Source organism: Pandoraea eparura, assembly GCF_902459725.1.
GTDB lineage: Bacteria > Pseudomonadota > Gammaproteobacteria > Burkholderiales > Burkholderiaceae > Pandoraea > Pandoraea eparura.
Genome location: NZ_CABPSH010000002.1, coordinates 805410 through 829460, shown reverse-complemented (window position 1 = coordinate 829460; position 24051 = coordinate 805410). Strand labels below are relative to the sequence as shown.

Below are 24051 nucleotides of genomic sequence, written 5' to 3'. Positions count from 1 at the left end.
CCTTTGACGTCAAATCCCCCTCCCATGTCGAGCCAACCTGCCACGTCCCTTCCCGGCGCCCCCTCGCCGGCAGCCCAAGGCACCGCGTTTCGCGTGCTGTCTGCGATCAGCTTCTCCCATTTGCTCAACGACATGATCCAGTCGTTGATCCTGGCCATCTATCCGCTGCTCAAGGCGAGTTTCGATCTGAGCTTCGCGCAGGTCGGCCTGATTACGCTGACTTACCAGGTCACGGCGTCATTGTTGCAGCCGGTCGTGGGCCTTTACACCGACAAACATCCAAAGCCGTACTCGCTGCCGGTCGGAATGGGCTTTACGTTGACAGGCCTGCTGCTGCTGGCCGTCGCGCCAAACTTCGGCATGCTGCTCGTGGCCGCATCGCTTGTCGGCATGGGCTCGTCGGTGTTTCACCCGGAGTCGTCGCGCGTCGCGCGCATGGCCTCGGGCGGACGCCATGGCTTGGCGCAGTCGTTCTTCCAGGTCGGCGGCAACGTCGGCTCGTCGCTCGGGCCGTTACTCGCCGCGCTCATCATTGCACCGCACGGCCGAGGCAGCGTGGCGTGGTTTTCGGTGGCGGCGCTGGTTGCGATCTTCGTACTGTTCCACGTGAGTCGGTGGTATGCCGGGCAGCGCGCCGCAAGCAAGGGCAAGCCGGCTGCGCGCCGAGGCGGGCACGCGCATCTGTCGCGCGGGAAAGTGATGCTCGCGGTTGGCGTTCTGCTGTTACTGATCTTCTCGAAGTACTTCTATCTCGCGAGCATCAGCAGCTACTTCACGTTCTACCTGATCAGCAAGTTCCACGTGTCGGTGCAAAGCGCGCAAGTGCATCTGTTCGTGTTCCTGTTCGCCGTGGCCGCGGGCACGATGATCGGCGGTCCGCTGGGCGACAAGATCGGCCGCAAATATGTGATCTGGGGCTCGATCCTTGGGGCTGCGCCTTTCACGCTGATGCTGCCGCACGCCAACCTGTTCTGGACCGGCATTCTGACGGTCGTGATCGGCCTGATCCTCGCCTCGGCATTCTCGGCGATTCTCGTCTATGCACAGGAACTGATCCCGGGCAAGGTTGGTACGGTGTCGGGGTTGTTCTTCGGCTTCGCGTTCGGGATGGGCGGTGTGGGCGCCGCCGTGCTGGGGCAACTGGCCGATTCGACGAGCATTGACTTCGTCTACCACGTCTGTGCCTATCTGCCGCTGCTCGGCATCGTGACCATCCTGCTGCCGAACGTGGAAGGCCACAAGAAGACGGCGGCGGCCTGAGGCCGCTGTCGGCAGGCGTCGCCCGTGCCCGGAGCACGGGCGACGCCATGAAAAACCGCCGGCCCGAGTTCTGCACCGACCCCAAAGGTTAGCGGGTTGTCCACCTTTCCGGGGGGCAGTTCAGTGCTCGGGGCCGGCGGCTTCTTGTCCGGAAGACGACCGGGTGATTACTGCGAGCCGCGCTTTTGCAGTTCCCATTGGCCGTTCTCGCCCTTCTTGCAGGTCGGCAGCTTGAGCGTGACTTCCTGCCCCTTCGCGCCGAGCACGACGATCAGGTCGCGGCAGGTCTGCGCGTCATCCTTCTGGGTGTTGGTGGGCGTGAGCTGCGCCTTGATGGCCACAGGGTTGCCGGTGCCCTTGTTGCTCCAGTCGACGGTCTCGTTGTCCTGCTGATGGGACAGGACATTGCTGGCCGCCTTGGCGAGCGACGCGTTGTCGGCCTTGTGCAGATACGCCAGCGGCGAGTTGCTCATGAAGCTGAGGTTGGAGGCGGCAAACGCCGGCGCGGCCACGGTGGCGCTGACCACGAGCGCCGCGCCAAGCCCGATCGAGCGGGCAAGCGACAAACGGAGATGCGACATTCGGAGTCCTTGAGAGTGTCGGCAGGGGGACGGGTTCTGCGCAACGTCGCGTCTTGCATCGACGCTTCGGCCGCAGGCATCCCATCGATCATAAAAGAAACCGGCGGCGCCGTCATCCACGTGCCTCGTCCTCGCACCGCACCTCAGCGCACCTCAGCGCCAGCCGGGCACTGTCATGGCGTCGGTGCAGCGCCCCCTGTCGGGCTGACGTAAGCGCCTGTGCCATGCAACTGGTCTTCGGCCAGTTCCAGCGCGCGCACGGCTCCGCGCCCCTTGCGGGCGAGCAACATCTCGACGAGCGTCTCGACGACGGCAATTCCGGCGGTGATCGACGGAAAGAACGACGGACTCTCATGCGAGAACAACACCGTCACGTCGGCGTCGAGGGCGAGCGGCGAGACAGTGGAGTCGGTGAGGGCGAGCACGCGCGCCCCGGCCGCTCGCGCCGCTCGTGCAACGATCAGCGCTTCGTTCGAGTACGGAGCGAAGCTGATGACCACCACCACATCGCGTGCCGAGAGCGCGCGCAGCTCCATCTCCAGCGTGCCGGCCTCGCCGCGAATCAGATGCACCGTCGGCCGGAACAGCCGATAGACGTACTGAAACGTAAATGCGATGGGAAAGCACGCGCGGAAGCCGGCAACATGCACGGTGCCGGCGTTGGCGAGCAGATCGACGGCCGCCCCCAGCGACGCATTCGCCCCCGCTTCGGTCAGGTCGAGGTTGTTGTGCTGCACGCGGAACATCTCGGGCACCATGCGGGCGGCGTCGCCGTCGCGAATGACCTGGCGAGCACGGCTCGCATAGGGCTGCGGCCCGAGCCGGATCGATTCGAGAAACAGTTCGCGCAGGCCGTGCCAGCCGTCGAAGCCGAGATGCTGCGCGAGCCGCACGAACGTGGCGGGCTGCACTCCGGCCTCGGCGGCTATGGCGCGCATGGAGCTGATCGGCACGCGTTGCGGATGGTCGAGCAGGAAACGCGCGCCCGCCTGGAATTGCGGACTGAGCTGGGGATAGCGCTCGCGCAACATGAGGTTGAGCTGGTCGAGCGTCTGCGGCAGCGCGGGGGTCTCTGACATGGGGGATGGCAACACGGCGACGAAAGAATGTAACGATTGTTGCATGAAATGCCCCGGCTGCGCACGCGCTTTCCCCGGAGGCGTGTGGCCGCTGCGCAAGCGTCGCACGGGGTCGGACGCTTGCGCGAAGTGTTGCGAAGGAAAATTTATTGAAACATATGTTGCAATCGTCGGACGATACGCCTACACTGAGCCACATCGTTCGCGTATCGGTGGCGGAGTGGTCATCGCGCGACGCACCATCTTTCCGTCAGGGGTTCAGGCATGACTCACGTGTTTCACCGCAACCCGCGCCAGACTTTGCCCGTCGCGGTCGGCGGCCAGGGCATCGAGCTGATCGACAGCACCGGCAAGCATTACCTTGACGCCTGCGGCGGCGCGGCCGTCTCGTGTCTGGGCCACGGTCACCCGCGCGTGATCGAGGCAATGCAGCAACAGGCGGCGCAACTGGCTTATGCGCATACGTCGTTTTTCACGACGGAAGTTGCCGAACAACTGGCCGACACGCTGGCCGCGAGCGCGCCCGGCGATCTGAATCACGTGTATTTCGTCAGCGGCGGGTCGGAGGGGGTGGAAGCCGCACTCAAGCTGGCGCGGCAGTACTTCGTCGAGATCGGCCAGCCGCAACGCCAGTATTTCATCGCGCGTCGCCAAAGCTACCACGGCAACACCCTGGGGGCGCTGGCCATCGGCGGCAATGCGTGGCGTCGCGAGCCGTTCCTGCCGCTGTTGGTGCCTGCGCATCATGTTTCGCCCTGCTTCGCGTATCGAGAACGGCATGAGGGCGAGCGCGATGCCGACTATGTCCAGCGTCTGGCTGACGAACTCGAAGCCAAGATCCTCGAACTCGGTGCCGATCGGGTGATCGCGTTTGTCGCGGAAACCGTGGTGGGTGCGACGGCGGGCGCGGTGCCGCCGGTGGGCGACTATTTCAAGCGCATTCGCGCCGTGTGTGACAAGTACGGCGTGCTGCTGTTGCTCGACGAAGTGATGTCAGGCATGGGACGCACGGGCTACCTGTTCGCGTGCGAGGAAGACGACGTGGTGCCGGACATTCTCGTCATCGCCAAGGGGTTGGGGGCGGGCTATCAGCCTATCGGTGCCATGCTTTGCACCGACAAGATCTTCGATGCCGTGGTCGGCGGCTCCGGCTTCTTCCAGCATGGCCACACGTATCTGGGGCACGCGATGGCCTGCGCGGCGGCGCTGGCCGTGCAGCGCACGATTGCCGAAGACCACCTGCTGGAGAACGTGCAAGCGCGTGGCGAGCAACTGCGGGCACGTTTGCGTGAAGTCTTCGCCGATCACCCCAACGTGGGCGACGTGCGTGGCCGGGGCCTCTTCGTCGGTGTTGAATTCGTCACCGACCGTGCGACGCGCCAGACCCTCCCGGTGGCCGACAAGACGCACGCGCAGCTCAAGGCCGCGGCGAAGGCGCACGGCCTGTTGATCTATCCGATGGGCGGCACGGTCGACGGCGTGCATGGCGATCATGCGCTGATCGCGCCGCCGTTCATCTGCCAGCCGGCGGACATCGATCGCATCGTGGAACGGCTGGCGCTGGCGGTGGCCGACGTCACCGGCGTGAAGACCGGAGGCGCATGATGACGGGCACGACACGCACCTTTGCACTGGCCGCCGCGCCCAATGGCGCACGCCGCACGCACGTCGATCATCGCGCGTTGCCCATGACGCCCGACGAACTCGGCGCATGCGCAAAGGCTTGTCTGGATGCGGGGGCGGCGATGATCCACCTGCACGTTCGCAAGGCCGATGGCACGCACAGCCTGGAAGTGCCCGATTACACGGCAGGGATCGATGCGGTGCGGCGCGCGGTCGGCGACGAACTCGTGCTGCAAGTGACGACCGAGGCGGTCGGCGTCTACACCCCCGAGCAGCAGATCGCGACGGTCCGTGCCTTGCAGCCCGAAGCGATTTCGGTGGCGTTGCGCGAAGTGTTGCCCGACGCCGCACATGCTCCTGAGGTCGAAGCGTTCTTCGGCTGGCTCTGGCAGGCGCACATCGCGACGCAGTACATCCTGTACGACACCGAGGACGTGGCGCACTACTGGCGTTTGCGGGCAAGTGGGGCGATCCGGCCGGGGCGCCACTGGGTGTTGTTCGTGCTGGGCCGGTACAGCAAGGGGCAGGTGTCGTCGCCGTCGGATCTGCTACCGTTCCTCGCGGCCTGGCAGACCGGGGCGCAGGCGCTGGGCGAGGCGATCACGGCCACGCCATGGGCGATGTGCGCGTTCGGCCCGCGCGAGGCCGAGTGCGCGCTGGCGGCCGTGTTGTATGGCGGCCACGCCCGGATCGGCTTCGAAAACAATCTCTACCTGCCGGATGGCAGCATCTCGCCGGACAACGCGGCGTCGCTGGGCGCACTCACGGCGGCCGCAACCCCGCTGGCGCTCGCGCCCATGACGGCAGACGCCCTGCGCGAACTGACCCGTTGAGTGGGCGGTTGGGGGCCGTCCGGGGGGCGATTGAGCCGCTTCCAATCAGAATTGAACCCAAATTCACGGCCTGACCGACGTAGCGCGGCCGGGCCGCTGTAATAGAATCGGCGTAACCTTAAACAGGCCCGCGTCGCCTCTCCCCCGGCACCGGGCGTGAAACCACGAACGGGAGCGCGGCGTGAAACACTGGTCGATCCGACATCGCATTCTGGCCAGTTTTGGCCTGATCATCGCCTTGATGGCCGTCATGGCCGGCATCGCTTTTACGCGGCTGATCGCTATCCAGGATGAGGCAATCAGCGTGGAGACCGACTCCACGCCCGGCCTTTACTACAGCACGATGCTGCGCGGCGCATGGTTCGAGAGCTTCCAGGTGTTGCAGCAAGTCGTGTCCATCGACGACAACGACAAGACGCGCGCGGCCGATCTCGATGCGCTTCGTGCGGCCAATACCCATATCGACGGCTGGATCAAGGACTATGGCACCACGGTCAACCGCGCCGTCGACCGCATCCAGTACGACCAGGTGCGCAGCGTGCGCGAGCAGTACGGCCGCGTCAGCAATCAGGTGCTAAAGCTGGTTGCCGACGGTCAGGTTGCCGCGGCGCGCTCTGTGCTGACGGAACAGCTTTACCCGGAATGGGACCGTGGGCGTACGGCGATCCAGCAGTTGGTCGATACAAACAAGTCCTTTGCCGACGAGTCGACTCACAACATCAGCCAGTCCGTGACATCGGCCAAGGCGACGTTGCTCATCACGCTGGGCGTGGCGCTTGCGTGCGCCTTGCTGGCCGGCTGGCTGTTGTTCCGGGCCATCAGTGTGCCGCTCGCGAGTGTCATGCGGATTCTGGAAGTCATGCGCTCGGGGGATCTGACCCAGCGTCTCGATCTGGAACGGCGTGACGAATTCGGGGCGCTGGAGGCGGGCTTCAACCGGATGACCGATGAACTCACAGGGCTGGTCGGGCAGGCGCAGAAGTCGGCATTGCAGGTGACGACGTCGGTCACCGAGATTGCCGCCACGTCGCGTCAGCAGCAGGCCACGGCCTCGGAGACGGCAGCGACGACGACGGAGATCGGCGCGACCTCGCGCGAGATCTTTGCCACGTCGCGCGATCTGGCGCGCACCATGACCGAGGTCGCGGGCGTGGCCGAGCATGCGGCGTCACTGGCGGGGACGGGGCACGTCGGCCTCACCCGCATGGAGGACGCCATGCGTCACGTCGTGGAGGCGGCGGGGTCGGTCAACGGCAAGCTCGGCATCCTCAACGAGAAGGCGGGCAACATCAATCAGGTCGTCACCACGATCACGAAGGTGGCCGACCAGACCAACCTGCTCTCGCTGAACGCGGCGATCGAAGCCGAAAAGGCGGGCGAGTATGGACGCGGCTTTGCCGTGGTGGCGACCGAGATCCGGCGCCTGGCCGACCAGACGGCGGTAGCCACCTACGACATCGAGCAGATGATCAAGGAGATTCAGTCGTCGGTATCGGCCGGGGTGATGGGCATGGACAAGTTCACCGAGGAGGTGCGGCGCGGCATGGACGAGATGCGACAGGTCGGCGACCAGCTCGCGCAGATCATCGCGCAGGTGCAGACGCTCTCGCCGCGCTTCCAGGTCGTCAACGAAGGCATGCAGGCGCAGGCCACCGGGGCCGAGCAGATCAATCAGGCGTTGGTGCAGCTCTCCGAGGCGGCGCAGCAGACCGCCGAATCGTTGCAGCAATCCAGTCAGGCCATCGAAGAACTCAATCACGTGGCCAACGGACTCAAGAGTGGCGTCTCGCGCTTCAAGGTGCAGGCGCTGCCGTCCGCCGGGCTGGCGTGACGTCACGGACGCATTCCTCGACATTCGCGGACATCGCCATGCTGTTCCTGCGTTTCGCCATTGCGACCGATCACTACGTCATCGAAGCCAGCCAGGTGGCTGAGGTGCTGCCGTGGCTCGCGCTCAAACGCTTGCCCGCCGCCCCGGCGTGGGTGGCCGGCGCCTTCAGCTATCGTGGTGAGCCGGTGCCCGTTATCGACCTGACGCGACTGGCCACCGGCGAGAGCGCGCCCGCGCGCCGCTCCACACGTCTGGTGCTCGTGCATTACCCGGCGCCTGGCCCCGATGCGCGTCGTCTCGGGGTGCTCGTCGAGCGCGCGACAGACACGTTGCGAGCCGATGCCTCGGCGTTCCGGGCAAGTGGTGTCGATCTGCCCGAAGGGCGCTACCTCGGCCCGGTGCTCGACACCGACGACGGGGTGGTGCAGTGGGTGCGTATCGATCAATTGCTCACCGACGAGGCCCGCGCGCTGCTCTTCGATGCCGCGTGCGACGCGTTGGTCGAGACACCAGAGGCGTCGTCATGAGCCACGTACGCGACATCGAACGGCTGCTGCGCGAGACGATGGGCCTCGACGCGCAAACGCTCGGCGCGCAGGCGATCGAGCGTGCCGTTCGGGCCCGGCTCGCCGTACTCCCGCCCGAGATGCACGACGCGCCCGCGTATTCGCAGTACTGGCAATGGTTGCAACAATCGCCGCAGGAGCTTCAGGCGCTGATTGAAGCCGTCGTCGTACCCGAGACGTGGTTCTTCCGGCATCGCGAGGCGTTCACGGTGCTGGCACAGATGGCGCGCGACGAACGGGCTGCGCGACGCGGCACGGTGCGCGAAGGCCAGCCGCTGCGGCTGTTGAGCCTGCCGTGTGCCACGGGTGAGGAGCCCTACTCGATGGCCATGGCGATGTTCGACACGGGATTCGGTGCCAGTGATTTCACCGTCGACGCGCTCGATATCAGCGAACGCGGGCTTGCCCTCGCCCGTGAGGGGCGCTACGGTCGCAATTCGTTTCGCGGCCCACCCGGATCGCTGTCGTTTCGCGAACGCTATTTCACGCCCGACGACGACGGCTATCGTGTCATCGAGGCGCTGCGCACGCAGGTGCGCTGGCATGCGGGCAATCTGTTCGATGCGGCGCTGGTCGATCGGCTGGGCACGTTCGACTTCGTGTTCTTCCGCAACGTCCTGATCTACTTCGATCGCGATGGGCAGCGCCGAGCGATTGCCGCGCTCGAACGTCTCATGCGCATGGGCGCGACGCTCTTCGCCGGGCCGGCCGAAGGCGGCACGTTGACGAGCAACGGCCTCACGTCGACCGGGCACGTGCAAGCGTTCGCGTTTCGCGTCGCCGGGCCGGTGCGTGACGTGGTACCGGTGCCCACCGGCGTGTCGCGCATCGCGGGAACGCTCGCGTCGCTTAACGCGACGCCACCGGCGAGTTCCATCGACGCCGTGGCGCAGCGCCGCAACGAGGGGAAGGCTGCGGTGCATGCCGGTCTCACGCGTCCGACTGTCGCGCCGTTTGCGACGTCGAATGTTGTGGCGACGCCGCCCGCAGTCCCTCGCGCCGTTACTGTTGCCACGGCAGCCACCGCAGCTACTGCGGCCACCGTCGCCAGTGCCGACGTCGATGCACAGCTCGAACAGGCGCGCGGAGCGGCCGACGCGGGCGATTTTGTGCGCGCCGTGGCGTTGTGCCGCAGCGTGCTGGCAACGGATCGTGCGAATGCACAGGCGGAATATCTGCTCGGGCTGGTGGAGGACGCGCGAGGCGACGCCCAGGGCGCGCTCGTCCATTACCGTCGCGCGCTGTATCTCGACCCGGGACATTACGAGGCGCTCGTGCACTGCGCGGCGCAACTCGACGCGCGTGGAGACGCCGCCGGTGCGCGACGTCTGCTCGAACGCGCCGAACGTGCGGAACAGGCGGAACGCGTCGAGCGCGCCGATCCCACCCGGCGCAAAGCGGCGACGTCGAGCGCATCGCCTGACCATGTGCACCGTCACGGGACCCGACATCGATGACAAATCACGACATCGCGGGTGAGGTCGGTCCGATGTCCGACGCACGGCACCCGAAATCACCGCCGAGCGCGCCCGTCGGCGCGCTGCATCGACAGGCGGCCGAACTGCTCGATCGTCTGCCGGTCGTGCCCGTCGACCCGGCCCCGTGGCGCGCGGCAGCGGGCAACGACGCGGCGGCGCGAGCCACGCCGCTGTTGCTCTTCCGTCTGGGCGACGAATGGCTGGCATTACCGGCGTCGGCCATCGAGTCGGTGGCGCCGATGTGCGGCTGGCATTCGGTGCCGGGGCACCGCCAGCCAGCGTGCCTCGGATTGGTCAACCTGCGCGGCGCGCTTGTCCCATGTGTGTCGTTGGGCGAGTTGCTCGGTGTGCAAGTGGCCCCGCAAGCCCAGTCGACCCCATCGAATACCCTGCGCACGGCGACTTCGCGCCTGCTCGCGCTGCGTCACGGTCACCATCTGAGCGTCTTCCCTGTGGCCGAAGTGCATGGCACGGTCACGCCCGCCCGTCAGGCGCTGGGCGCGGTGCCGTCGACGGCGCTCGGCGCGAGCGACGGTCTGGCCGTCGCCGTACTGCCCTGGCGTGAGCACATCGTCGGCGTGCTGGATCCGTTGCGCGTCGGCGCGGCGTTCGACAGGAGCCTCGCATGAGCGACGACCTGCACAACGCCACGCTGCTCGACCTGTTCCGCATGGAAACGCAGACGCAGGCGCAAGTGCTCGGCGACGGGCTGCTGGCGCTCGAGCGCGCACCGACCGACGCGTCGCGTCTCGAAGCCTGCATGCGGGCCGCGCATTCGCTCAAGGGCGCGGCGCGTATCGTAGGCGTCGACGCCGGCGTGGCGCTCGCGCACGTGCTCGAAGACGCCTTCGTCGCGGCACAGCGTGGTGCTATCTTGCTCGATGCCACGCTCATCGACCGCCTGTTGCAGGGGGTCGACCTGTTGATGCGCCTCGCGCATCCGCCGGGCCGAGATGCGAACTGGGCGCAGGGCGCGGGCAAAGCGGAGATCGACGCTTTCGTCACGTCGTTCACCGGGCAACTCGCCACGTTGACGAGTGATGCGGCGCAGGCGCCCTCCCATGCCGCGCCCCCTCCCTCGTCCGCCGAACCCACGGCATTCGACTATGGCAGTTATGGCCTGCCGACGTCGCCGGCACCCGCCGCGTCCGAGGCCATGACGTTGGCCGCGCAGGCATCGTCGGCCGCGACGGCACTGTCGCCCATCCCCACGCCCGTGGACGCCGCGCGAGACAGCCACGAGACGACGGCCAGCGGTGACAATGCCGACCCCGCATCGCGGACACTGCGTGTATCGGCCGACAGCCTGAACCGACTGCTGCGACTCTCCAGCGAGGGGCTGGTGGCGTCGCGCTGGACGCAGCCGTTCGCGCAGTCGTTGCAACGGCTCAAGCGCCATCAGCACGACGCGGGCGATGCGCTGGAGCGCGTGAGTTCAGCGCTTGCACAAGTGGCGGATCGTTCTGGCGATGACCGTCAGATGTTGCTCGCGGCGCTGGCCGACCTGCGGCGCGCGCTCGGCGTCGGTGGGCAGTTGCTGGCCGAGCAGATGCACGAGCTGGACGAGTTCGACCGGCGCTCGACGCAACTGTCACAGCGGCTGTACGACGAAGCGCTCGCGTGCCGCATGCGCCCGCTCGACGACCGGCTGGGCGGATTCGCGCGGATGGTGCGCGACTTGGGTCGCTCGCTCGGCAAACCGGCGCGGCTGGAGATTCGTGGCGCGCACACGCCAGTCGATCGCGACATTCTCGATCAGCTTGAAGCGCCGCTTGGCCATTTACTGCGCAACGCCGTCGACCATGGATTGGAGCGTCCGGCCGAGCGCGCGGCGGCGGGCAAGCCGGCCGAGGGCGTCATCACACTCAGCGCGAGGCACAGCGCCGGCCTGCTGCTCGTGAGCGTGGCCGATGACGGCGCGGGCATCGATCTCGAGCGCGTGCGCCGGGCGGTGGTTGCACGCGGGCTGGCCGCGCCCGACACGGCACAGCGGCTCGCCGACAGCGAACTACTCGAATTCCTGATGCTGCCCGGCTTCACGCTGCGCGATACGGTGACGGAGGTCTCTGGGCGCGGCGTCGGACTCGACGCGGTGCGTGCGATGGTGGCGACGGTGCGCGGCACCGTTCGCATCGAGCACGCGCCGGGGCGCGGCACGAAAGTCATCCTGCAATTGCCGCTCACGCTGTCCGTGGTGCGCAGCCTGCTCGTCGAGATCGCGGGCGAGCCGTATGCCCTGCCGCTGGCGAGCCTGTCGCGCACGCTGGCGCTCCCGCAGGAGCACATCGCCGTGCTCGAGGGACGCCCGCACTTCACGCTCGACGGCAAACAGATCGGACTTGTGAGCGCGCGGCAGGTGCTGTGCGGCAGCGCGCCGGTCGCGGCGGCGAGGGATCAGCCGGTGGTCGTGTTCGGCGACGGCGAAGCGCGTTACGGGCTGGCCGTCGACAAGTTCCTGGGCGAGCGCATGCTCGTCGTGCAGCCGCTCGACACCCGGCTCGGCAAGGTGCCCAACATCGCGGCCGGGGCGCTCACGGAAGACGGTGCGCCGCTGCTTATCATCGATACCGCCGACCTGGTGCGCTCCATCGCCAAGGCAGTCGAGCTGGGATCGCTCGAACGGGTGCCGATGCGCGCGGCCCAGGCAAGCGGCCGCGCCAGCAAGCGCGTGCTCGTCGTCGACGACTCGTTGACCGTGCGCGAACTCGAACGCAAACTGCTGGCCGCGCGAGGTTACGACGTCCGCGTCGCGGTCGACGGCATGGACGGCTGGAATGCCGTGCGCAGCGAGACGTTCGACATGGTGATTACCGACGTCGACATGCCGCGCATGGACGGGGTGGAACTGGTCACGCTCATCAAGCGCGACGCGCGCACGGCCGCGTTGCCGGTCATGATCGTGTCCTACAAGGATCGTGAGGAAGATCGACAGCGCGGACTCGACGCCGGCGCCGATTATTACCTCGCGAAAGGCAGTTTTCACGACGACGCGTTGCTGCGCGCCGTGGTGGACCTCATCGGGGAGCCGGGGTCATGAGGATCGGGATCGTCAACGACTCGAGCATCGCCGTCGAAGCGCTGCGCCGCACGCTCGCGCAACGCCCTGGGTTCGACGTGGCCTGGGTGGCGCACGACGGCGCGCAGGCCGTGTCGATGTGTGCATCCGCCCCGCCGGATCTCGTGCTGATGGATCTCGTGATGCCGATCATGGACGGCGTGGCGGCCACGCGCGAGATCATGCGGCGCGCGCCCTGCCCGATTCTCATCGTGACGTCGGACGTAGGGCATCATGCGAGCCTGGTGTTCGATGCGATGGGCGCCGGGGCGCTGGACGCGGTTGACACGCCGGTGCTGGGCGGCAGCGATCGGGCGCGTCCGGCGTCGTCGCTGCTCGCGAAGATCGACGCCATCGCCGCCCAGCAGGCCGACGCGCGCCTGGCGCAACCGGCGCTCACGCCGCGCCCGCCCACGAAGACCGATGCGCTGGTGGCCATCGGGGCATCCGCCGGCGGGCCGGCGGCGCTGGCGGCGTTGCTGGGGCGCCTGCCGGTGAACTTCGGGGCGGGCATCGTCGTCGTACAGCACGTGGACGACGCGTTCGCCCCGGGCATGGCGGAATGGCTCGATCAGCAGACGCTGCTCACGGTGCGATTGGCGCGATCGGGTGAGCGTCCGAGCGCCGGCCTGGTGCTGCTCGCGGGCGGCAATCGTCATCTGCGCGTGGACGCCAGCGGCCGATGCGTGTTTGCCGACGAACCGACGGACGCCGTGTACCGCCCGTCCATCGACGTCTTCCTGCAAAGCGTGGCCGACAATTGGCGCGCGCGCGCGGTGGGCGTGCTGCTCACGGGCATGGGACGCGACGGCGCGGCCGGACTGGGTGCCATGCGCGCGCAGGGCTTTATCACCATCGCCCAGGATCGCGAGACGAGTGCGGTGTATGGCATGCCCAAGGCGGCAGCCGAGGCTGGTGCGGCGTCGCAGATTCTGCCGCTGGCGAGCATTGCGCCACACTTGGTGGCGCTATTTGGAACGGTATGACAGGACGTAAATCATGACGACAACCCCACGCTCCCCCATGCCGGTCGCGCACGCGGCCGGCGCCGAAAGCAGCCTGAACGAATCGTCGGCGATGGTGTTGCTCGTCGACGATCAGGCGATGGTCGGTGAAGCGATTCGTCGCGCGCTCGCGGGGGAGGCGAATATCGATATCCACTATTGCTCGACCCCGGAAGACGCGCCACGTGTGGCCGAAACGACGAGGCCGACCGTGATCCTCCAGGACCTCGTGATGCCAGGCACCGACGGGCTGTCGCTGGTGCGGCAGTATCGCGCCAGTCCGCTCACCCGCGACATCCCGATCATCGTGCTCTCGACGAAAGAAGAGTCGACCATCAAGCGCGAAGCGTTCGCGGCGGGTGCGAACGACTATCTGGTCAAGCTGCCCGACCCCATCGAACTGATCGCCCGCATTCGCTATCACTCGCGCTCGTACATGAACCTGTTGCAGCGCGACGAGGCTTATCGCGCGCTGCGCGAAAGTCAGCAACAGTTGCTGGAGACGAACCTGGAACTGCAGCGGCTCACGCATTCCGACGGCCTGACCGGGCTGGCGAACCGCCGCTACTTCGACGAGTACTTCAGCGCGGAATGGCGCCGCGCCTTGCGCGAGCAACGCGAGATGGCGCTGCTCATGATCGACGTCGACAACTTCAAGATCTATAACGATACGTATGGCCACATCGCGGGCGACGACGTTCTGCGCCGTGTCGCCACCACGATTGCCGATGCGGCGGCGCGTCCGGCCGATCTCGCCGCGCGCTTCGGCGGCGAGGAGTTCGTGATCGTGCTGCCGAACACGACGGCCAGCGGCGCGGTGGTGATCGCCGAGAAGGTACGCGCACAGATCGACGCGATGGCAATTCCTCACATCGGCTCGGCCAACGGCCACCATGTCACGATCAGCGTCGGGGGCGCGTCGTTGGTGCCGCGTACGCACATGGCGTCGACCTCGTTGATCGAGTCGGCGGATCTGGCGCTCTATCGCGCCAAGCAACTGGGCAAGAATCGCGTGGAGATGCAGCCGGGCGCTTCCTGAGCCCGAGGAGGGGAGCATGACCTTCGAGCTGTTCTATTGGCCGGGCCTGCAAGGGCGCGGCGAATTTGTCCGTCTCGCCTTCGAGGCCACCGGCACACCGTATGTGGAAATCGTGCAGGGCGACGCGCCCGCGCGGGGCATGGACGGCCTGATGCACACGATGGACGATCCCGCTTGCACGGATCCGCCCTTCGCGCCGCCCTTTTTGCGTGTGGGTGACGAACTAATCGGGCAGACGGCGAACATTCTCGCGTATCTCGGGCCGCAACTCGGGCTGGTGGGCGAGTCACCGCGGGCGCGCCGCTGGGTCAACCAGTTGCAGCTCACGCTCGCCGATCTTGTGGACGAGGTGCACGACGCGCATCACCCCATCGCGAGCCGTCTGTACTACAGTCAGCAACGCGCGGAAGCGCGCAAGCGCTCGGCGGATCTCATCGAATATCGACTGCCTAAATTCTTCGCGTACTTCGAGCGTGTGCTGGCCAACAATCCTCAGGCGAGCGGCTGGCTTTCCGAAGCGGCGATGTCTTACGCAGATCTCTCGCTGTTTCAGGTGATTGCCGGGCTGGACTATGCGTTTCCGCGCGCGATGTCGGGATTTCCCAAGGCATTCCCTCGCGCTCAGGCGGTGCACGATGCCGTAGCGCGCGTGCCGCGTGTGGCGGCCTATCTGAAGTCGCCGCGCCGTGTCCCGTTCAATACCACGGGCATCTTCCGTCACTACAAGGCACTCGACCGCGTCTCGCCGTTTTGACGTGGCGGTCGGCTCATACGGGCTCTTACGGGCTTATTCGTGCTCAGTCCGGCTCATTCCGACTGACTCCGGCAGCGTCGCGTCGCCGGCGTTCAACGGCCGCTGCATGAGCACGGTGTCGATCCATCGGCCGAATTTGAACCCGACGGATCTGAGCACGCCCGTCTGAGTGAAGCCGCATGCCTTGTGCAGCGCCAGCGACGCCGCGTTGCCGCTGTCGCCGACGTTCGCGACCAACTGTCGCCACGGGCCGCCTTCGCAGCGTGCGATGAGCGCGAGCAGCAGCGCGCGCCCGACACCCTGGCCCGTCGCATCGGGCGCGATGTACACCGAGTCTTCGAGCGTGAAGCGATAGGCCGAGCGCGGCCGGTAGTGCGTGGCATACGCGTAGCCGAGGACCCTGCCGTCGCGCTCGGCAACGAGGTACGGCAGTCCGGCGTCGAGCACCTTCGCACAACGCGCGCGCATCTCGGTCTCGTCGGGCGGTACTTCCTCGAACGAGGCTGTACCAGTGCACACGTGATGCGCATAGATGGCCGTGAGCGTCGGCAGGTCGTCGTCGCGCACGGGGCGCACCGTGCACGCGCCACGCGAGGGTTCAGTGTCGACCCGTTGCGGCGCGGTGGGGAGAGAGGCGTGAGCGGAGGACGACGACATACGAGCAGACCCGTGCATTGAATTTCACAACGAACCAGTGTTCCGGTCCGTGCCAATCAGCAGTGTGCGCTTTGTCGATCCATAAACAAAGCTTGCGTTGATTATGCGTTGCATAAGCATCGCTTTGAGAGGCTCACGCGCCGCGCGGGCTGCCCTTGCTGGCGGCCGGTGGCGCACTGTCGGCATGCTGGGCGGCGTCGCCACCCGCGGCTTCCGGCGCCGCGTTCATGGCATCGAGCCGATGCCGCACGAAGCCGATGTGCTCGCGCAGCACATAGAACTGATCGGCGTACGCCAGCGGAATCTTCAGCCGATTGACGGCGGCTTCCACCGCGTCGAGCCGATGGCGCAGGCTCCGGTATTCGGTGTGTGCATCGTCGGCCAGCGCTTCGCGTTCGAGCGCTATGAGTGCGCCGTACCAGCGGTACAAGCGCGATTTCACACGCCAGCTATACAGCGACGGCACCAGCCGGAACGCCGGAATCAACACGACGAGGATCGGCACGAGTAGCACGACGATGCGGTCGGCGAGACTCGCGATCCAGAACGGCAGATGCCGGTACAGGAATCCCTTGCCGGACTTGTAGTACCGCGCGGCGTCGTCTGAGATCGGGAATTCGTGCACCTGGGCCGACGGGAATTCCCCGGCACGCTGCAGCAGGTTGGCCTTGCCGTGCACTTCGCGCGCGGCTTCGATCAACAGGTCGGAGAGCGCCGGATGCAGGCTGTCGCGCGCGACGAGTTCGACCGTCGGGCTGATGACGTGCACCGGTTGCGACGGCAGATTGCGCCCGAGGTCGAAAACACCACGCGGCAACGTCAGTTGATTCAGATAGGTGAAGCGGCGTGTGTATGCATCGGCTTGTGTGAAATCCATCAGGCGCACGCCGGGGGTGCGGATCAACTTGCCCATCGTCGGGCCGGTCGCGGAGTCGCCGGTGAGCATGACGGCGTCGACGCGGCCGTCGATCAACGCCTGCGCGGCATCCTGTCCGTCGTACGCCGTGAGGCGGGTCGGACCGCCCGGTTCGATGCCGTTCGCCTTGAGCAACGTGAGCGACAGCGCGCGTGCACCGCTGCCTTCGCGGCCGATGGCGATGCGCTTGCCTTTCAGGTCCGAGAGCTTCGCGACACGCGCCCCACGATAGAACACGGAAATCGGCGCATAGAACATGCTCCCGAGCGAGACCAGGCCGTCGACATCGAGGCCCTGCGACACACCGCCCTGTACCAGCCCCAGGTCGACGTTCTGCGATGCGTCGGCGAGCCGCTCCACGTTCTGGCGTGACCCTTCGGACGCAAGGACGTTGAGTGTGATGCCATCGCGCGCGAGGATCGTCTTATAGCGCTGTGCGGCGTTCCAGAACGAGCTGCCCTGCGGGCCGGCGCTGATCGTGATGGCGCGTGGCGGCGCCGGTTGCACGAGCCACACGGCCAGCCAGATGGCCGCCATCGACAAGAGAACGACCGGGCCAAAGGACACGGCGAGGTCGCGCCAGGAAATGGCGACGAAGCGGGCACGGAGTCGCCGGTGGGCGGGTGAGTTCGAGTCGGTCGTCATCAAAAACGGGCAGGCCTGTCCCACATATCCAACACCCGGCCGATCATACGCCATCTACGGTGACTGATCGGGCCGTGCGCGTTCATCAGCGGTGTGCGAGGCTTTGGGCGAGCTGTTTCCAGAGGTGATCGGCGGCGGGAGACAGGCGCCGACCCACGCGCGTCATCATCTGGCTGGAGAAGCCGGTCGCGATCGGATGGTCGATGGGGACGGCGACCAATTCGCCCAGCTCGATGCCGCGCCGCGCGGTGATCGCCGACATGAAGGCCACACCCAGGCCCGCCGCCGCGAGCGTCTGTGCGGTGTTGAACAGATCGACCCGGTAGGCGGGCGTCACGTTCAGGCGCGCGGCGTCGAGCACCGAGTGCACGAATTGCTGAACGCCGTGCGCTTCGGTCATGAAGATGAGCCGTTCGTGCGCCAGTTCGGACGGCGGCACACTCGTCATGGTCGCGAAGCGATGCGTGGGGGCGATCACGGCGCACAGGGCCTTTGCGGCAAACGGATGAATGCGCATCGCCGGGTCGTCGGCCGAGCGTGCGCACAGGCCGATGTCCACGATGTCGTCGCGCACGAGCGAGAGCACGGCGGGCGTCGGGCCGGAGCGAATTTCGACGAGGATGTCCGGATAGCTCATCGAAAAGCGCTGCAGCGCCTGCGCGATCAGGCGGCCGATGAAGCCTTCCCCGACACCGATCGCCACGCGTCCCCGCTTCAGATGCCGGTATTCCTCGAGTCGCGCCGACAGGTCGCGCTGACGACGCTGGCCGTCGCGGTAGTAGTCGATGAGCACCTGACCGATCTCGGTGACGCTCACGTTGCGCCCGCGCCGCTCGATCAGCGGAAAACGCAGGCGCCGCTCGAGCGCCGCGATCTGCCGGCTGACCACGGACGGATTCACGCCGAGCGACTCGGCGGCCATGCGCACGCCGCCCGTCGCGGCAATTTCGGCGAGATATTTGAGCGCACGCTCGCCGATGTCGTCGATCCACGCCTCGAAGGTCATAGGTGTCCCAGTGTTGTGTTCGTGCGAATGCGTCGGCCGGGGCTCACCCCCGCATGGGGAACGGCCGCGCCGTGTTGAAGGCAGCGAAGTCGATGCACAAGTCATTGAATCGACGCTGATTATTGCCGTCGACACCGGCATTCCGCTGGCCTTGCGAGGCGATCGATTGTTGACTTGAAGGCAACATTTTGCCGTGGTTTGCGTCATGGGTGGGGATTTTCGTCGGTGCAATACTCCGCGATATTCAACAAGAGAGGAGCCCCCGATGAGCGAGATTCGCTATTGCGAAGTGAGCGATCTGCTGGAAGCGCGCGAGCCGCTGGCCGAGATGCGTCACCACATCCATCAACACCCCGAACTGTCCTACGAGGAAGTCGACACGTCGCGCTACGTGGCGCAGAAGCTCGAAGGCTGGGGGTATCAGGTCACGCGTCACGTCGGCGGTCACGGCGTGGTGGCCTCGCTCACCGCGGGCACGAGCGGTCGCACCGTTGGCGTGCGCGCCGACATGGACGCACTGCCGATTCACGAGCAGACCGGTCTGGCCTATGCCAGCGTGCACGACGGCAAGATGCACGCCTGCGGCCATGACGGTCACACGACGGTGCTGCTCGGCGCCGCACAGCAACTCGCGAAGACGCGCAATTTCGACGGCACCGTCCATCTGATTTTCCAGCCGGCGGAAGAAGCCGGGTCGAACAGCGGTGCCGAGCAGATGATTGCCGATGGCCTGTTCGAGCGCTTCCCATGCGAGGCGATCTTCGGGCTGCACAACCACCCGGGCGTGGCCACGGGCACGTTCGGGTTCCGCGCCGGCCCGCTGATGGCCGCGTGCGATACCGTCAAGATTCGCATCCACGGCCGTGGCGGTCATGCGGCGCGTCCGCATCTGGCGATCGATCCGGTGATGATTGGCAGCAGCCTGGTGATGGCGCTGCAAACGGTGGTCGCGCGCAACATCGACCCGACCGAAGCCGCCGTCGTGACGGTCGGCACGTTCCATGCCGGCTTCGCACCGAACGTGATTCCCGAGGAGGCCGTGCTGGAGATGAGCGTGCGATCGTTCTCGGCGGCGGTACGCGCGACGCTGGAGGCGCGCATTCGCGCGCTGGTGGCATCGCATACGGAAGGTTACGGCGCGAGCGCCGACGTCGAGTACATCCGCGGCTATCCGGTGCTCGTGAACAGCGAGGCGGAGACCGAATTCGCCCGCGGCGTGGCCGAGGAGCTGGTGGGAGCCGAGCACGTCATCTCGCCGTTCCCGCCGATCGCGGGTAGCGAAGACTTCGCGTACTACCTGCAGAAGGTGCCGGGTTGCTTCATTCGCCTGGGCAACGGCGAAGGCAAGCCGATGCTGCACAACGCCAAGTACGACTTCAACGACGACAACCTGACCATCGGCGCGGCCTTCTGGACCCGTCTGGTCGAACGTTTTCTTGCCAAGGAGCGCGCATGAGCACTGCCACGTCCACATTGCCGCTTGACGGCGTACCGTCGACGCCGATGAGCGCGGCGCAACAGCGCAAGATCGTGTTTGCCGCCGTCATCGGCAACCTGCTGGAGTTCTTCGACTTTACGGTCTACAGCTATTTCGCACTGACCATCGGCAAGCAGTTCTTCCCGGCTCACGATCCGGTCACGTCGTCGTTGCTGGCGTTCGCCGTGTTCGCGGTGGGCTTCGTGATGCGCCCGCTCGGCGGTTTCGTGCTGGGCCGCTATGCGGACCGTGCTGGTCGCAAGCCGGCGCTTACGCTCACCATCGGTTTGATGGCGCTGGGGTCGGCGGCCATCGGCCTCGCGCCGACGTATGCGCAGATCGGTCTGGCCGCACCGTTGCTGATCGTGGCGGCGCGTCTGCTGCAGGGCTTTGCGCAAGGCGGCGAATTCGGCGCGGCGACGGCCACGTTGCTGGAGATGGGGGGTGCGAAGCGCCGTGGTTTTCGCGCGAGCTGGCAGTTGGCGAGCCAGGGTGCGGCGGCGCTGCTCGGCTCGGGCCTGGCCGCGAGCCTTGGCTTCCTGCTCTCGGACGACATCATGCACAGCTGGGGCTGGAGGATTCCGTTCCTGCTCGGCACGCTGATTGCCCCGGTCGGGATCTACCTGCGTCGTCACATTCAGGAAGAGCCGCCGAAGGCGAAGATGATCGCCGGTCGCGACGACCCCAAGCGCGGCGTGTACGTGCGCAACTGGTTCCTCACGATCTTCTCGATCATGGGCATGTCGGTGTCGACGTACGTGATGATGTATTACATGCCGACGTACTGCATTCAGTACCTGGGCCTGCCGCCGAAAATGTCGATGCTCACGGGCGTGGCGGCCAGCACGATCTCGCTGGTGATGTGCCCGATCTATGGCGCATTGTCGGACAGGATGGGGCGACGCAAGCCGCTCACAATCTTTGGCCGCGTGGCGCTGATCGTGCTGCTTTACCCGGCGTTCTGGATCATGACGCACTTTCCCTCGCTGCCGGTCGTGCTGGCAGCGCTCATCGTGCTCATGCTCTGCTACACGATGGGATCGGCACCGGCTTACGCGCTGATGCCGGAGAACTTCCCGAAGCATCTGCGCGCAGGCTACATGTCGAGCGCGTATGCGATCGCGGTGTCGGTGTTCGGCGGTACGGCGCAGCTCGTGGCAGGCTGGTTGATTCGTGCGACGGGCAACAAGATGGCGCCGGCCTGGTACATGATCGTCTGCGTAATCATCTCGCTCATCGCCGTGTCGATGTTTGAAGAGACGGGGAATAAGGTGCTCGACGACTAAGCACTCGCGAGAGGCACGCCTCGCCGTGAGTGGTCGAGAAGGCGACGATGGATTCCGTCGTCGCCTTTCGTCTTCAGGGAAGCGAGAAGGTGGCGTCCCGATCCAGCGGATACACCGGACGATTCACGCGCGAGAACGGAAACAGCGCATAGTTCGAACTCGTCACGCCCTCGCTGTCGCATTCCACGAGGCCTTGGGCAATCGGCACGAACACCGGTCGACAATACATGCGCGACTTGAGCAGCAGGAAGCGCTCGCGGTGCGGATCGAGGCCGACGCAGGTGAACACGCCGTGGTCCCATGGCTCGTGCGTGCGCTCCGTCATCACGATGCGCGCCGGTCCGATATCGAACAGCACCGTGCGACCCATGTAGCAGCGTTGCCCCGTGTACGTCGGTCCGCTCACGACATATTCGCCGTCGCCGATCTTGCGCACGATGCCCGTGAGCACCGGCGGCGTCTTGACGATGCCCAATTGTGTCAGCGCGCGTTTGTTGCCGACGGCCAGCGTCACCTCAGCGCCCTCGCCTGCGGCGATCAACGTTGCGACCGCCTCCGGGTCGCACAGCGGGCCGACGCCAATACCGGTCAGCCCGGCCGCGAGCGCCGCTTCGAGCACGTCCATCGTGTCGCACGTGCCGCCCGACATGCAGTTGTCGCTGTGGTCGAGCAGCAGCACCGGCTTGTCCGCGCCTTCGGCCAGACGCTTCGCTTCGGCAATCGATTCGCCCAGCGGCGCGCTGCGGTAGACGAATTCGTCGCGTGCCTCCCACACCTGTGCGGCAATGCGGTCGGCGACGGCCTGCGCACGCGCCACGCCGTCGTCACCGTCGCCCGCCGTCACGACCACACTGATGCACGGCGCGGGGATGTCCGCGAGTGAAAAGCCCGAGAACACCGACACGGCGGGAATGCCCTCCTCGGCTTCGGCGCGCCGCGCCGCGTCGAGCGCTCGCTTCATCGCGCCACCGTGGCTTGTGCTGCGCAGCGTATGTACCATCAACGGCGGTTGTTGCCACACCACGCGAGGGCGGCGTTGGCCCGCCAACATTTCGAAAAGCAGACGGCCGGCGTGCTCGCCTGTCTCGTACATGTCGATGTGCGGATACGTCTTGAAGCCCACGACGATATCGGCGTTCACCACGATCTTCGGTGTCACGTTCGCATGCAGGTCGAGCGCGACGGCGATCGGCGTATCGGGCGCGGCCGCGCGCACGCGCGCCAGCAGATCGCCCTCGCCGTCGTCGCTGTTTTCCGCCACCATCGCGCCGTGCAGATCGAGCAGGATCGCATCGACACCGCTCGCCGCCGCCACGATCCGGTCGCACAGGGCGTCGTAGGCGCTCGCCGCGACCGGGCCGCTCGGGTTGGCCGCGGCGGACACGGGCGTCACCAGCTGCGCCCCGGCGGCCTCGGCCAGATCGATGAACGCGGCCATCGCCGTGCGCATGCCCTTGTTGTCGCGATAGGCGGCCTCGTCATACGTCGGTCCCCGATGGCCGAAGGCGTCGAGCGGGGTGGGCACCGGCGAGAACGTGTTTGTCTCGTGATTCATCCGCGCGATCATCACTTTCATGCGACACCTCCCGCGCGTTGCAACATCGCCTGCAACAGCACGTTGCAACCGGCTTCGAGATGCGCCGGATCGGCGTCTTCGATCTCGTTGTGACTGATGCCGTCCTTGCACGGCACGAAGATCATCGCCGTCGGGGCGACGCGCGCCAGATAGACCGCATCGTGCCCCGCACCGCTGATGGCATCCATCGACGACAGGCCAAGCGCCTGCGCGCCCGAGCGAATCGCCTCGACGAGTTCCGGTGCAAACGGCTGCGGCGGAAAGTACACGACCGGTTCGATGGCGACGTCGATGCCGTTCGTGCCCAACGCGGCGCACGCGGCGCACGCGGCGCGCAGCTTGGCGTCGAGTGCGTCGAGCGTGGCGTCGTCGGCGGCGCGCAGATCGACGGAGAGCTTCACGCGGCCAGGAATCACGTTGCGCGAGTTCGGATAGTTGTCGACCCAGCCTACCGTGCCGCGAGCATGCGGCGCGTGCTCGCAGGCGATGCGGTTCACGGCCTGGATCAATTGTGCGGCGGCGAGCAGCGCGTCGCGGCGTAGTTCCATTGGCGTAGGGCCCGCGTGGGCCTCCATGCCCGTGACGGTTACGTCGTACCAGCGCTGACCGAGCGCACCCTGCACCACGCCGATGGTCTTCCCATGCGCTTCGAGCACCGGCCCTTGCTCGATGTGCGCTTCGAAATACGCGCCGACAGCGCCCGCTTCACCCACGGCCGATGCCGCACCGGCGTAGCCGATAGCGCACAGGGCGTCGGCAACGCTCACGCCGTCGTGATCCTTCTGGGCGAGCGCGTGCTCCAGCGTGAAGGCGCCCGCGTAGACACCGGAGCCCATCATCACGGGCACGAAACGCGAACCTTCCTCGTTGGTCCAGACGGCGACTTCGAGTGGCGCGTCGGTCACGATGCCGTTGTCGTTGAGCGTGCGCAGCACTTCCAGCCCGGCGAGCACGCCGTAGTTGCCGTCGAACTTGCCGCCGGTCGGCTGGGTGTCGATGTGGCTGCCGGTCATGACGGGCGGGAGCGCGTCGTTGCGGCCTGGGCGGCGCGCGAAGATATTGCCGATCGCGTCGACGCGCACCGTGCAGCCGATCGCCTTGGCCCACGTGACAAACAGATCGCGGCCCTGCCGGTCGAGATCGGTCAGGGCGAGGCGGCACACGCCGCCCTTCGCAGTCGCGCCGATTTGCGCGAGTTGCATGAGGCTGTCCCACAGGCGCGCGCCGTCGACGCGTACTGCGGCTGCCGGTTGATCGAGACGTTCCATGTTCATCAGTCCTTCAGGGCAGACGCCGCGACGGTCGCGCTGACGCCTGCGTTGGCAGAGTGGCGCGCTCGCCCCGCCGCATGGGGGCGTGGCGGCGCGCTTTGGGGGAAATTGGGG

At 66.6% G+C, this 24051-nt stretch carries 20 protein-coding genes; 13 read left to right on the top strand and 7 right to left on the bottom strand.

All coding sequences use genetic code 11. From position 1 onward, the window contains the following. Nucleotides 1–24: 24 nt before the first annotated feature. Nucleotides 25–1260, top strand: a complete 1236-nt coding sequence (locus PEP31012_RS07935) for an MFS transporter (RefSeq protein ID WP_150588753.1) — start codon at nt 25–27, stop codon at nt 1258–1260. 167 nt (nt 1261–1427) lie between these two features. On the opposite strand, the gene PEP31012_RS07930 is transcribed toward PEP31012_RS07935, so the two are convergent. Both PEP31012_RS07930 and PEP31012_RS07925 read right to left on the bottom strand, forming a co-directional pair. Next, nucleotides 1428–1841 (bottom strand): RT0821/Lpp0805 family surface protein, encoded by a 414-nt coding sequence (locus tag PEP31012_RS07930; protein WP_150588752.1) that lies wholly within the window; start codon nt 1839–1841, stop codon nt 1428–1430. Nucleotides 1842–2014: 173 nt separating this feature from the next. Continuing rightward, nucleotides 2015–2920: a MurR/RpiR family transcriptional regulator gene (locus PEP31012_RS07925; protein ID WP_150588751.1), complete on the bottom strand. Its 906-nt coding sequence runs from the start codon at nt 2918–2920 to the stop codon at nt 2015–2017. 264 nt (nt 2921–3184) lie between these two features. Here PEP31012_RS07925 and PEP31012_RS07920 point away from each other — a divergent pair, with 264 nt between their 5' ends. The 10 genes from PEP31012_RS07920 (at nt 3185) to PEP31012_RS07875 (ending at nt 15103) form a co-directional block, all read left to right on the top strand. After that, complete coding sequence (locus tag PEP31012_RS07920) at nt 3185–4525, top strand: aspartate aminotransferase family protein (RefSeq protein ID WP_150588750.1); 1341 nt, start codon at nt 3185–3187, stop codon at nt 4523–4525. Further along, on the top strand, nt 4525–5376 hold the full coding sequence (locus tag PEP31012_RS07915) for a beta-keto acid cleavage family enzyme (protein WP_150588851.1): 852 nt from the start codon (nt 4525–4527) through the stop codon (nt 5374–5376). Before PEP31012_RS07920 ends, PEP31012_RS07915 begins: the two co-directional genes overlap by 1 nt. A 181-nt stretch (nt 5377–5557) precedes the next feature. Then, nucleotides 5558–7207 carry a methyl-accepting chemotaxis protein gene (locus tag PEP31012_RS07910; RefSeq protein WP_150588749.1) on the top strand — a complete coding sequence of 550 codons (1650 nt, stop codon included), beginning with the start codon at nt 5558–5560 and terminating at the stop codon, nt 7205–7207. A gap of 38 nt (nt 7208–7245) precedes the next feature. Beyond that, nucleotides 7246–7734 carry a chemotaxis protein CheW gene (locus PEP31012_RS07905; protein WP_150588748.1) on the top strand — a complete coding sequence of 163 codons (489 nt, stop codon included), beginning with the start codon at nt 7246–7248 and terminating at the stop codon, nt 7732–7734. Beyond that, complete coding sequence (locus tag PEP31012_RS07900) at nt 7731–9230, top strand: CheR family methyltransferase (protein WP_150588747.1); 1500 nt, start codon at nt 7731–7733, stop codon at nt 9228–9230. The genes PEP31012_RS07905 and PEP31012_RS07900 overlap by 4 nt, the downstream gene beginning before the upstream one ends. Beyond that, entirely contained in the window at nt 9227–9880 is a 654-nt protein-coding gene (locus PEP31012_RS07895) for a chemotaxis protein CheW (RefSeq protein WP_150588746.1), read from the top strand. Before PEP31012_RS07900 ends, PEP31012_RS07895 begins: the two co-directional genes overlap by 4 nt. After that, nucleotides 9877–12288 (top strand): hybrid sensor histidine kinase/response regulator, encoded by a 2412-nt coding sequence (locus tag PEP31012_RS07890; RefSeq protein ID WP_150588745.1) that lies wholly within the window; start codon nt 9877–9879, stop codon nt 12286–12288. The genes PEP31012_RS07895 and PEP31012_RS07890 overlap by 4 nt, the downstream gene beginning before the upstream one ends. Then, a complete protein-coding gene (gene cheB / locus PEP31012_RS07885) occupies nt 12285–13292 on the top strand; it encodes a chemotaxis-specific protein-glutamate methyltransferase CheB (protein WP_150588744.1) in 1008 nt (335 codons plus the stop codon). The genes PEP31012_RS07890 and cheB overlap by 4 nt, the downstream gene beginning before the upstream one ends. A 13-nt stretch (nt 13293–13305) precedes the next feature. Then, nucleotides 13306–14349, top strand: a complete 1044-nt coding sequence (locus PEP31012_RS07880; RefSeq protein ID WP_150588743.1) for a diguanylate cyclase — start codon at nt 13306–13308, stop codon at nt 14347–14349. A gap of 16 nt (nt 14350–14365) precedes the next feature. Further along, complete coding sequence (locus PEP31012_RS07875) at nt 14366–15103, top strand: glutathione S-transferase (RefSeq protein WP_150588742.1); 738 nt, start codon at nt 14366–14368, stop codon at nt 15101–15103. Nucleotides 15104–15136: 33 nt separating this feature from the next. Here the strand turns inward: PEP31012_RS07875 and PEP31012_RS07870 are convergent, their stop codons facing one another. The 3 genes from PEP31012_RS07870 to PEP31012_RS07860 form a co-directional block, all read right to left on the bottom strand. Continuing rightward, a complete protein-coding gene (locus tag PEP31012_RS07870; RefSeq protein WP_150588741.1) occupies nt 15137–15760 on the bottom strand; it encodes a GNAT family N-acetyltransferase in 624 nt (207 codons plus the stop codon). Between the two features lie 133 nt (nt 15761–15893). Beyond that, complete coding sequence (locus tag PEP31012_RS07865) at nt 15894–17321, bottom strand: TAXI family TRAP transporter solute-binding subunit (protein ID WP_246171180.1); 1428 nt, start codon at nt 17319–17321, stop codon at nt 15894–15896. An 85-nt stretch (nt 17322–17406) separates the two neighbouring features. Continuing rightward, a complete protein-coding gene (locus PEP31012_RS07860) occupies nt 17407–18327 on the bottom strand; it encodes a LysR family transcriptional regulator (RefSeq protein ID WP_150588740.1) in 921 nt (306 codons plus the stop codon). Nucleotides 18328–18592: 265 nt separating this feature from the next. Here PEP31012_RS07860 and PEP31012_RS07855 point away from each other — a divergent pair, with 265 nt between their 5' ends. Then, complete coding sequence (locus PEP31012_RS07855; RefSeq protein ID WP_150588739.1) at nt 18593–19783, top strand: M20 aminoacylase family protein; 1191 nt, start codon at nt 18593–18595, stop codon at nt 19781–19783. Continuing rightward, nucleotides 19780–21090, top strand: coding sequence for an MFS transporter (locus PEP31012_RS07850; protein WP_425494931.1), 1311 nt, complete (start codon nt 19780–19782; stop codon nt 21088–21090). The genes PEP31012_RS07855 and PEP31012_RS07850 overlap by 4 nt, the downstream gene beginning before the upstream one ends. A 73-nt stretch (nt 21091–21163) precedes the next feature. On the opposite strand, the gene PEP31012_RS07845 is transcribed toward PEP31012_RS07850, so the two are convergent. Then, on the bottom strand, nt 21164–22666 hold the full coding sequence (locus PEP31012_RS07845) for a M81 family metallopeptidase (RefSeq protein WP_150588738.1): 1503 nt from the start codon (nt 22664–22666) through the stop codon (nt 21164–21166). After that, nucleotides 22663–23934 (bottom strand): Zn-dependent hydrolase, encoded by a 1272-nt coding sequence (locus tag PEP31012_RS07840; RefSeq protein WP_150588737.1) that lies wholly within the window; start codon nt 23932–23934, stop codon nt 22663–22665. The genes PEP31012_RS07845 and PEP31012_RS07840 overlap by 4 nt, the downstream gene beginning before the upstream one ends. Nucleotides 23935–24051 lie beyond the last annotated feature (117 nt).

Bases quoted from the DNA above. Each gene is read 5' to 3' on its own strand.
- cheB (WP_150588744.1), top strand. From the start codon at position 12,285: ATGAGGATCGGGATCGTCAACGACTCGAGCATCGCCGTCGAAGCGCTG.
- PEP31012_RS07905 (WP_150588748.1), top strand. From the start codon at position 7,246: ATGCTGTTCCTGCGTTTCGCCATTGCGACCGATCACTACGTCATCGAA.
- PEP31012_RS07915 (WP_150588851.1), top strand. From the start codon at position 4,525: ATGACGGGCACGACACGCACCTTTGCACTGGCCGCCGCGCCCAATGGC.
- PEP31012_RS07840 (WP_150588737.1), bottom strand. From the start codon at position 23,934: ATGGAACGTCTCGATCAACCGGCAGCCGCAGTACGCGTCGACGGCGCG.
- PEP31012_RS07855 (WP_150588739.1), top strand. From the start codon at position 18,593: ATGAGCGAGATTCGCTATTGCGAAGTGAGCGATCTGCTGGAAGCGCGC.
- PEP31012_RS07880 (WP_150588743.1), top strand. From the start codon at position 13,306: ATGACGACAACCCCACGCTCCCCCATGCCGGTCGCGCACGCGGCCGGC.
- PEP31012_RS07895 (WP_150588746.1), top strand. From the start codon at position 9,227: ATGACAAATCACGACATCGCGGGTGAGGTCGGTCCGATGTCCGACGCA.
- PEP31012_RS07930 (WP_150588752.1), bottom strand. From the start codon at position 1,841: ATGTCGCATCTCCGTTTGTCGCTTGCCCGCTCGATCGGGCTTGGCGCG.
- PEP31012_RS07925 (WP_150588751.1), bottom strand. From the start codon at position 2,920: ATGTCAGAGACCCCCGCGCTGCCGCAGACGCTCGACCAGCTCAACCTC.
- PEP31012_RS07850 (WP_425494931.1), top strand. From the start codon at position 19,780: ATGAGCACTGCCACGTCCACATTGCCGCTTGACGGCGTACCGTCGACG.
- PEP31012_RS07865 (WP_246171180.1), bottom strand. From the start codon at position 17,321: ATGACGACCGACTCGAACTCACCCGCCCACCGGCGACTCCGTGCCCGC.
- PEP31012_RS07875 (WP_150588742.1), top strand. From the start codon at position 14,366: ATGACCTTCGAGCTGTTCTATTGGCCGGGCCTGCAAGGGCGCGGCGAA.
- PEP31012_RS07890 (WP_150588745.1), top strand. From the start codon at position 9,877: ATGAGCGACGACCTGCACAACGCCACGCTGCTCGACCTGTTCCGCATG.
- PEP31012_RS07845 (WP_150588738.1), bottom strand. From the start codon at position 22,666: ATGAAAGTGATGATCGCGCGGATGAATCACGAGACAAACACGTTCTCG.
- PEP31012_RS07920 (WP_150588750.1), top strand. From the start codon at position 3,185: ATGACTCACGTGTTTCACCGCAACCCGCGCCAGACTTTGCCCGTCGCG.
- PEP31012_RS07860 (WP_150588740.1), bottom strand. From the start codon at position 18,327: ATGACCTTCGAGGCGTGGATCGACGACATCGGCGAGCGTGCGCTCAAA.
- PEP31012_RS07935 (WP_150588753.1), top strand. From the start codon at position 25: ATGTCGAGCCAACCTGCCACGTCCCTTCCCGGCGCCCCCTCGCCGGCA.
- PEP31012_RS07870 (WP_150588741.1), bottom strand. From the start codon at position 15,760: ATGTCGTCGTCCTCCGCTCACGCCTCTCTCCCCACCGCGCCGCAACGG.
- PEP31012_RS07900 (WP_150588747.1), top strand. From the start codon at position 7,731: ATGAGCCACGTACGCGACATCGAACGGCTGCTGCGCGAGACGATGGGC.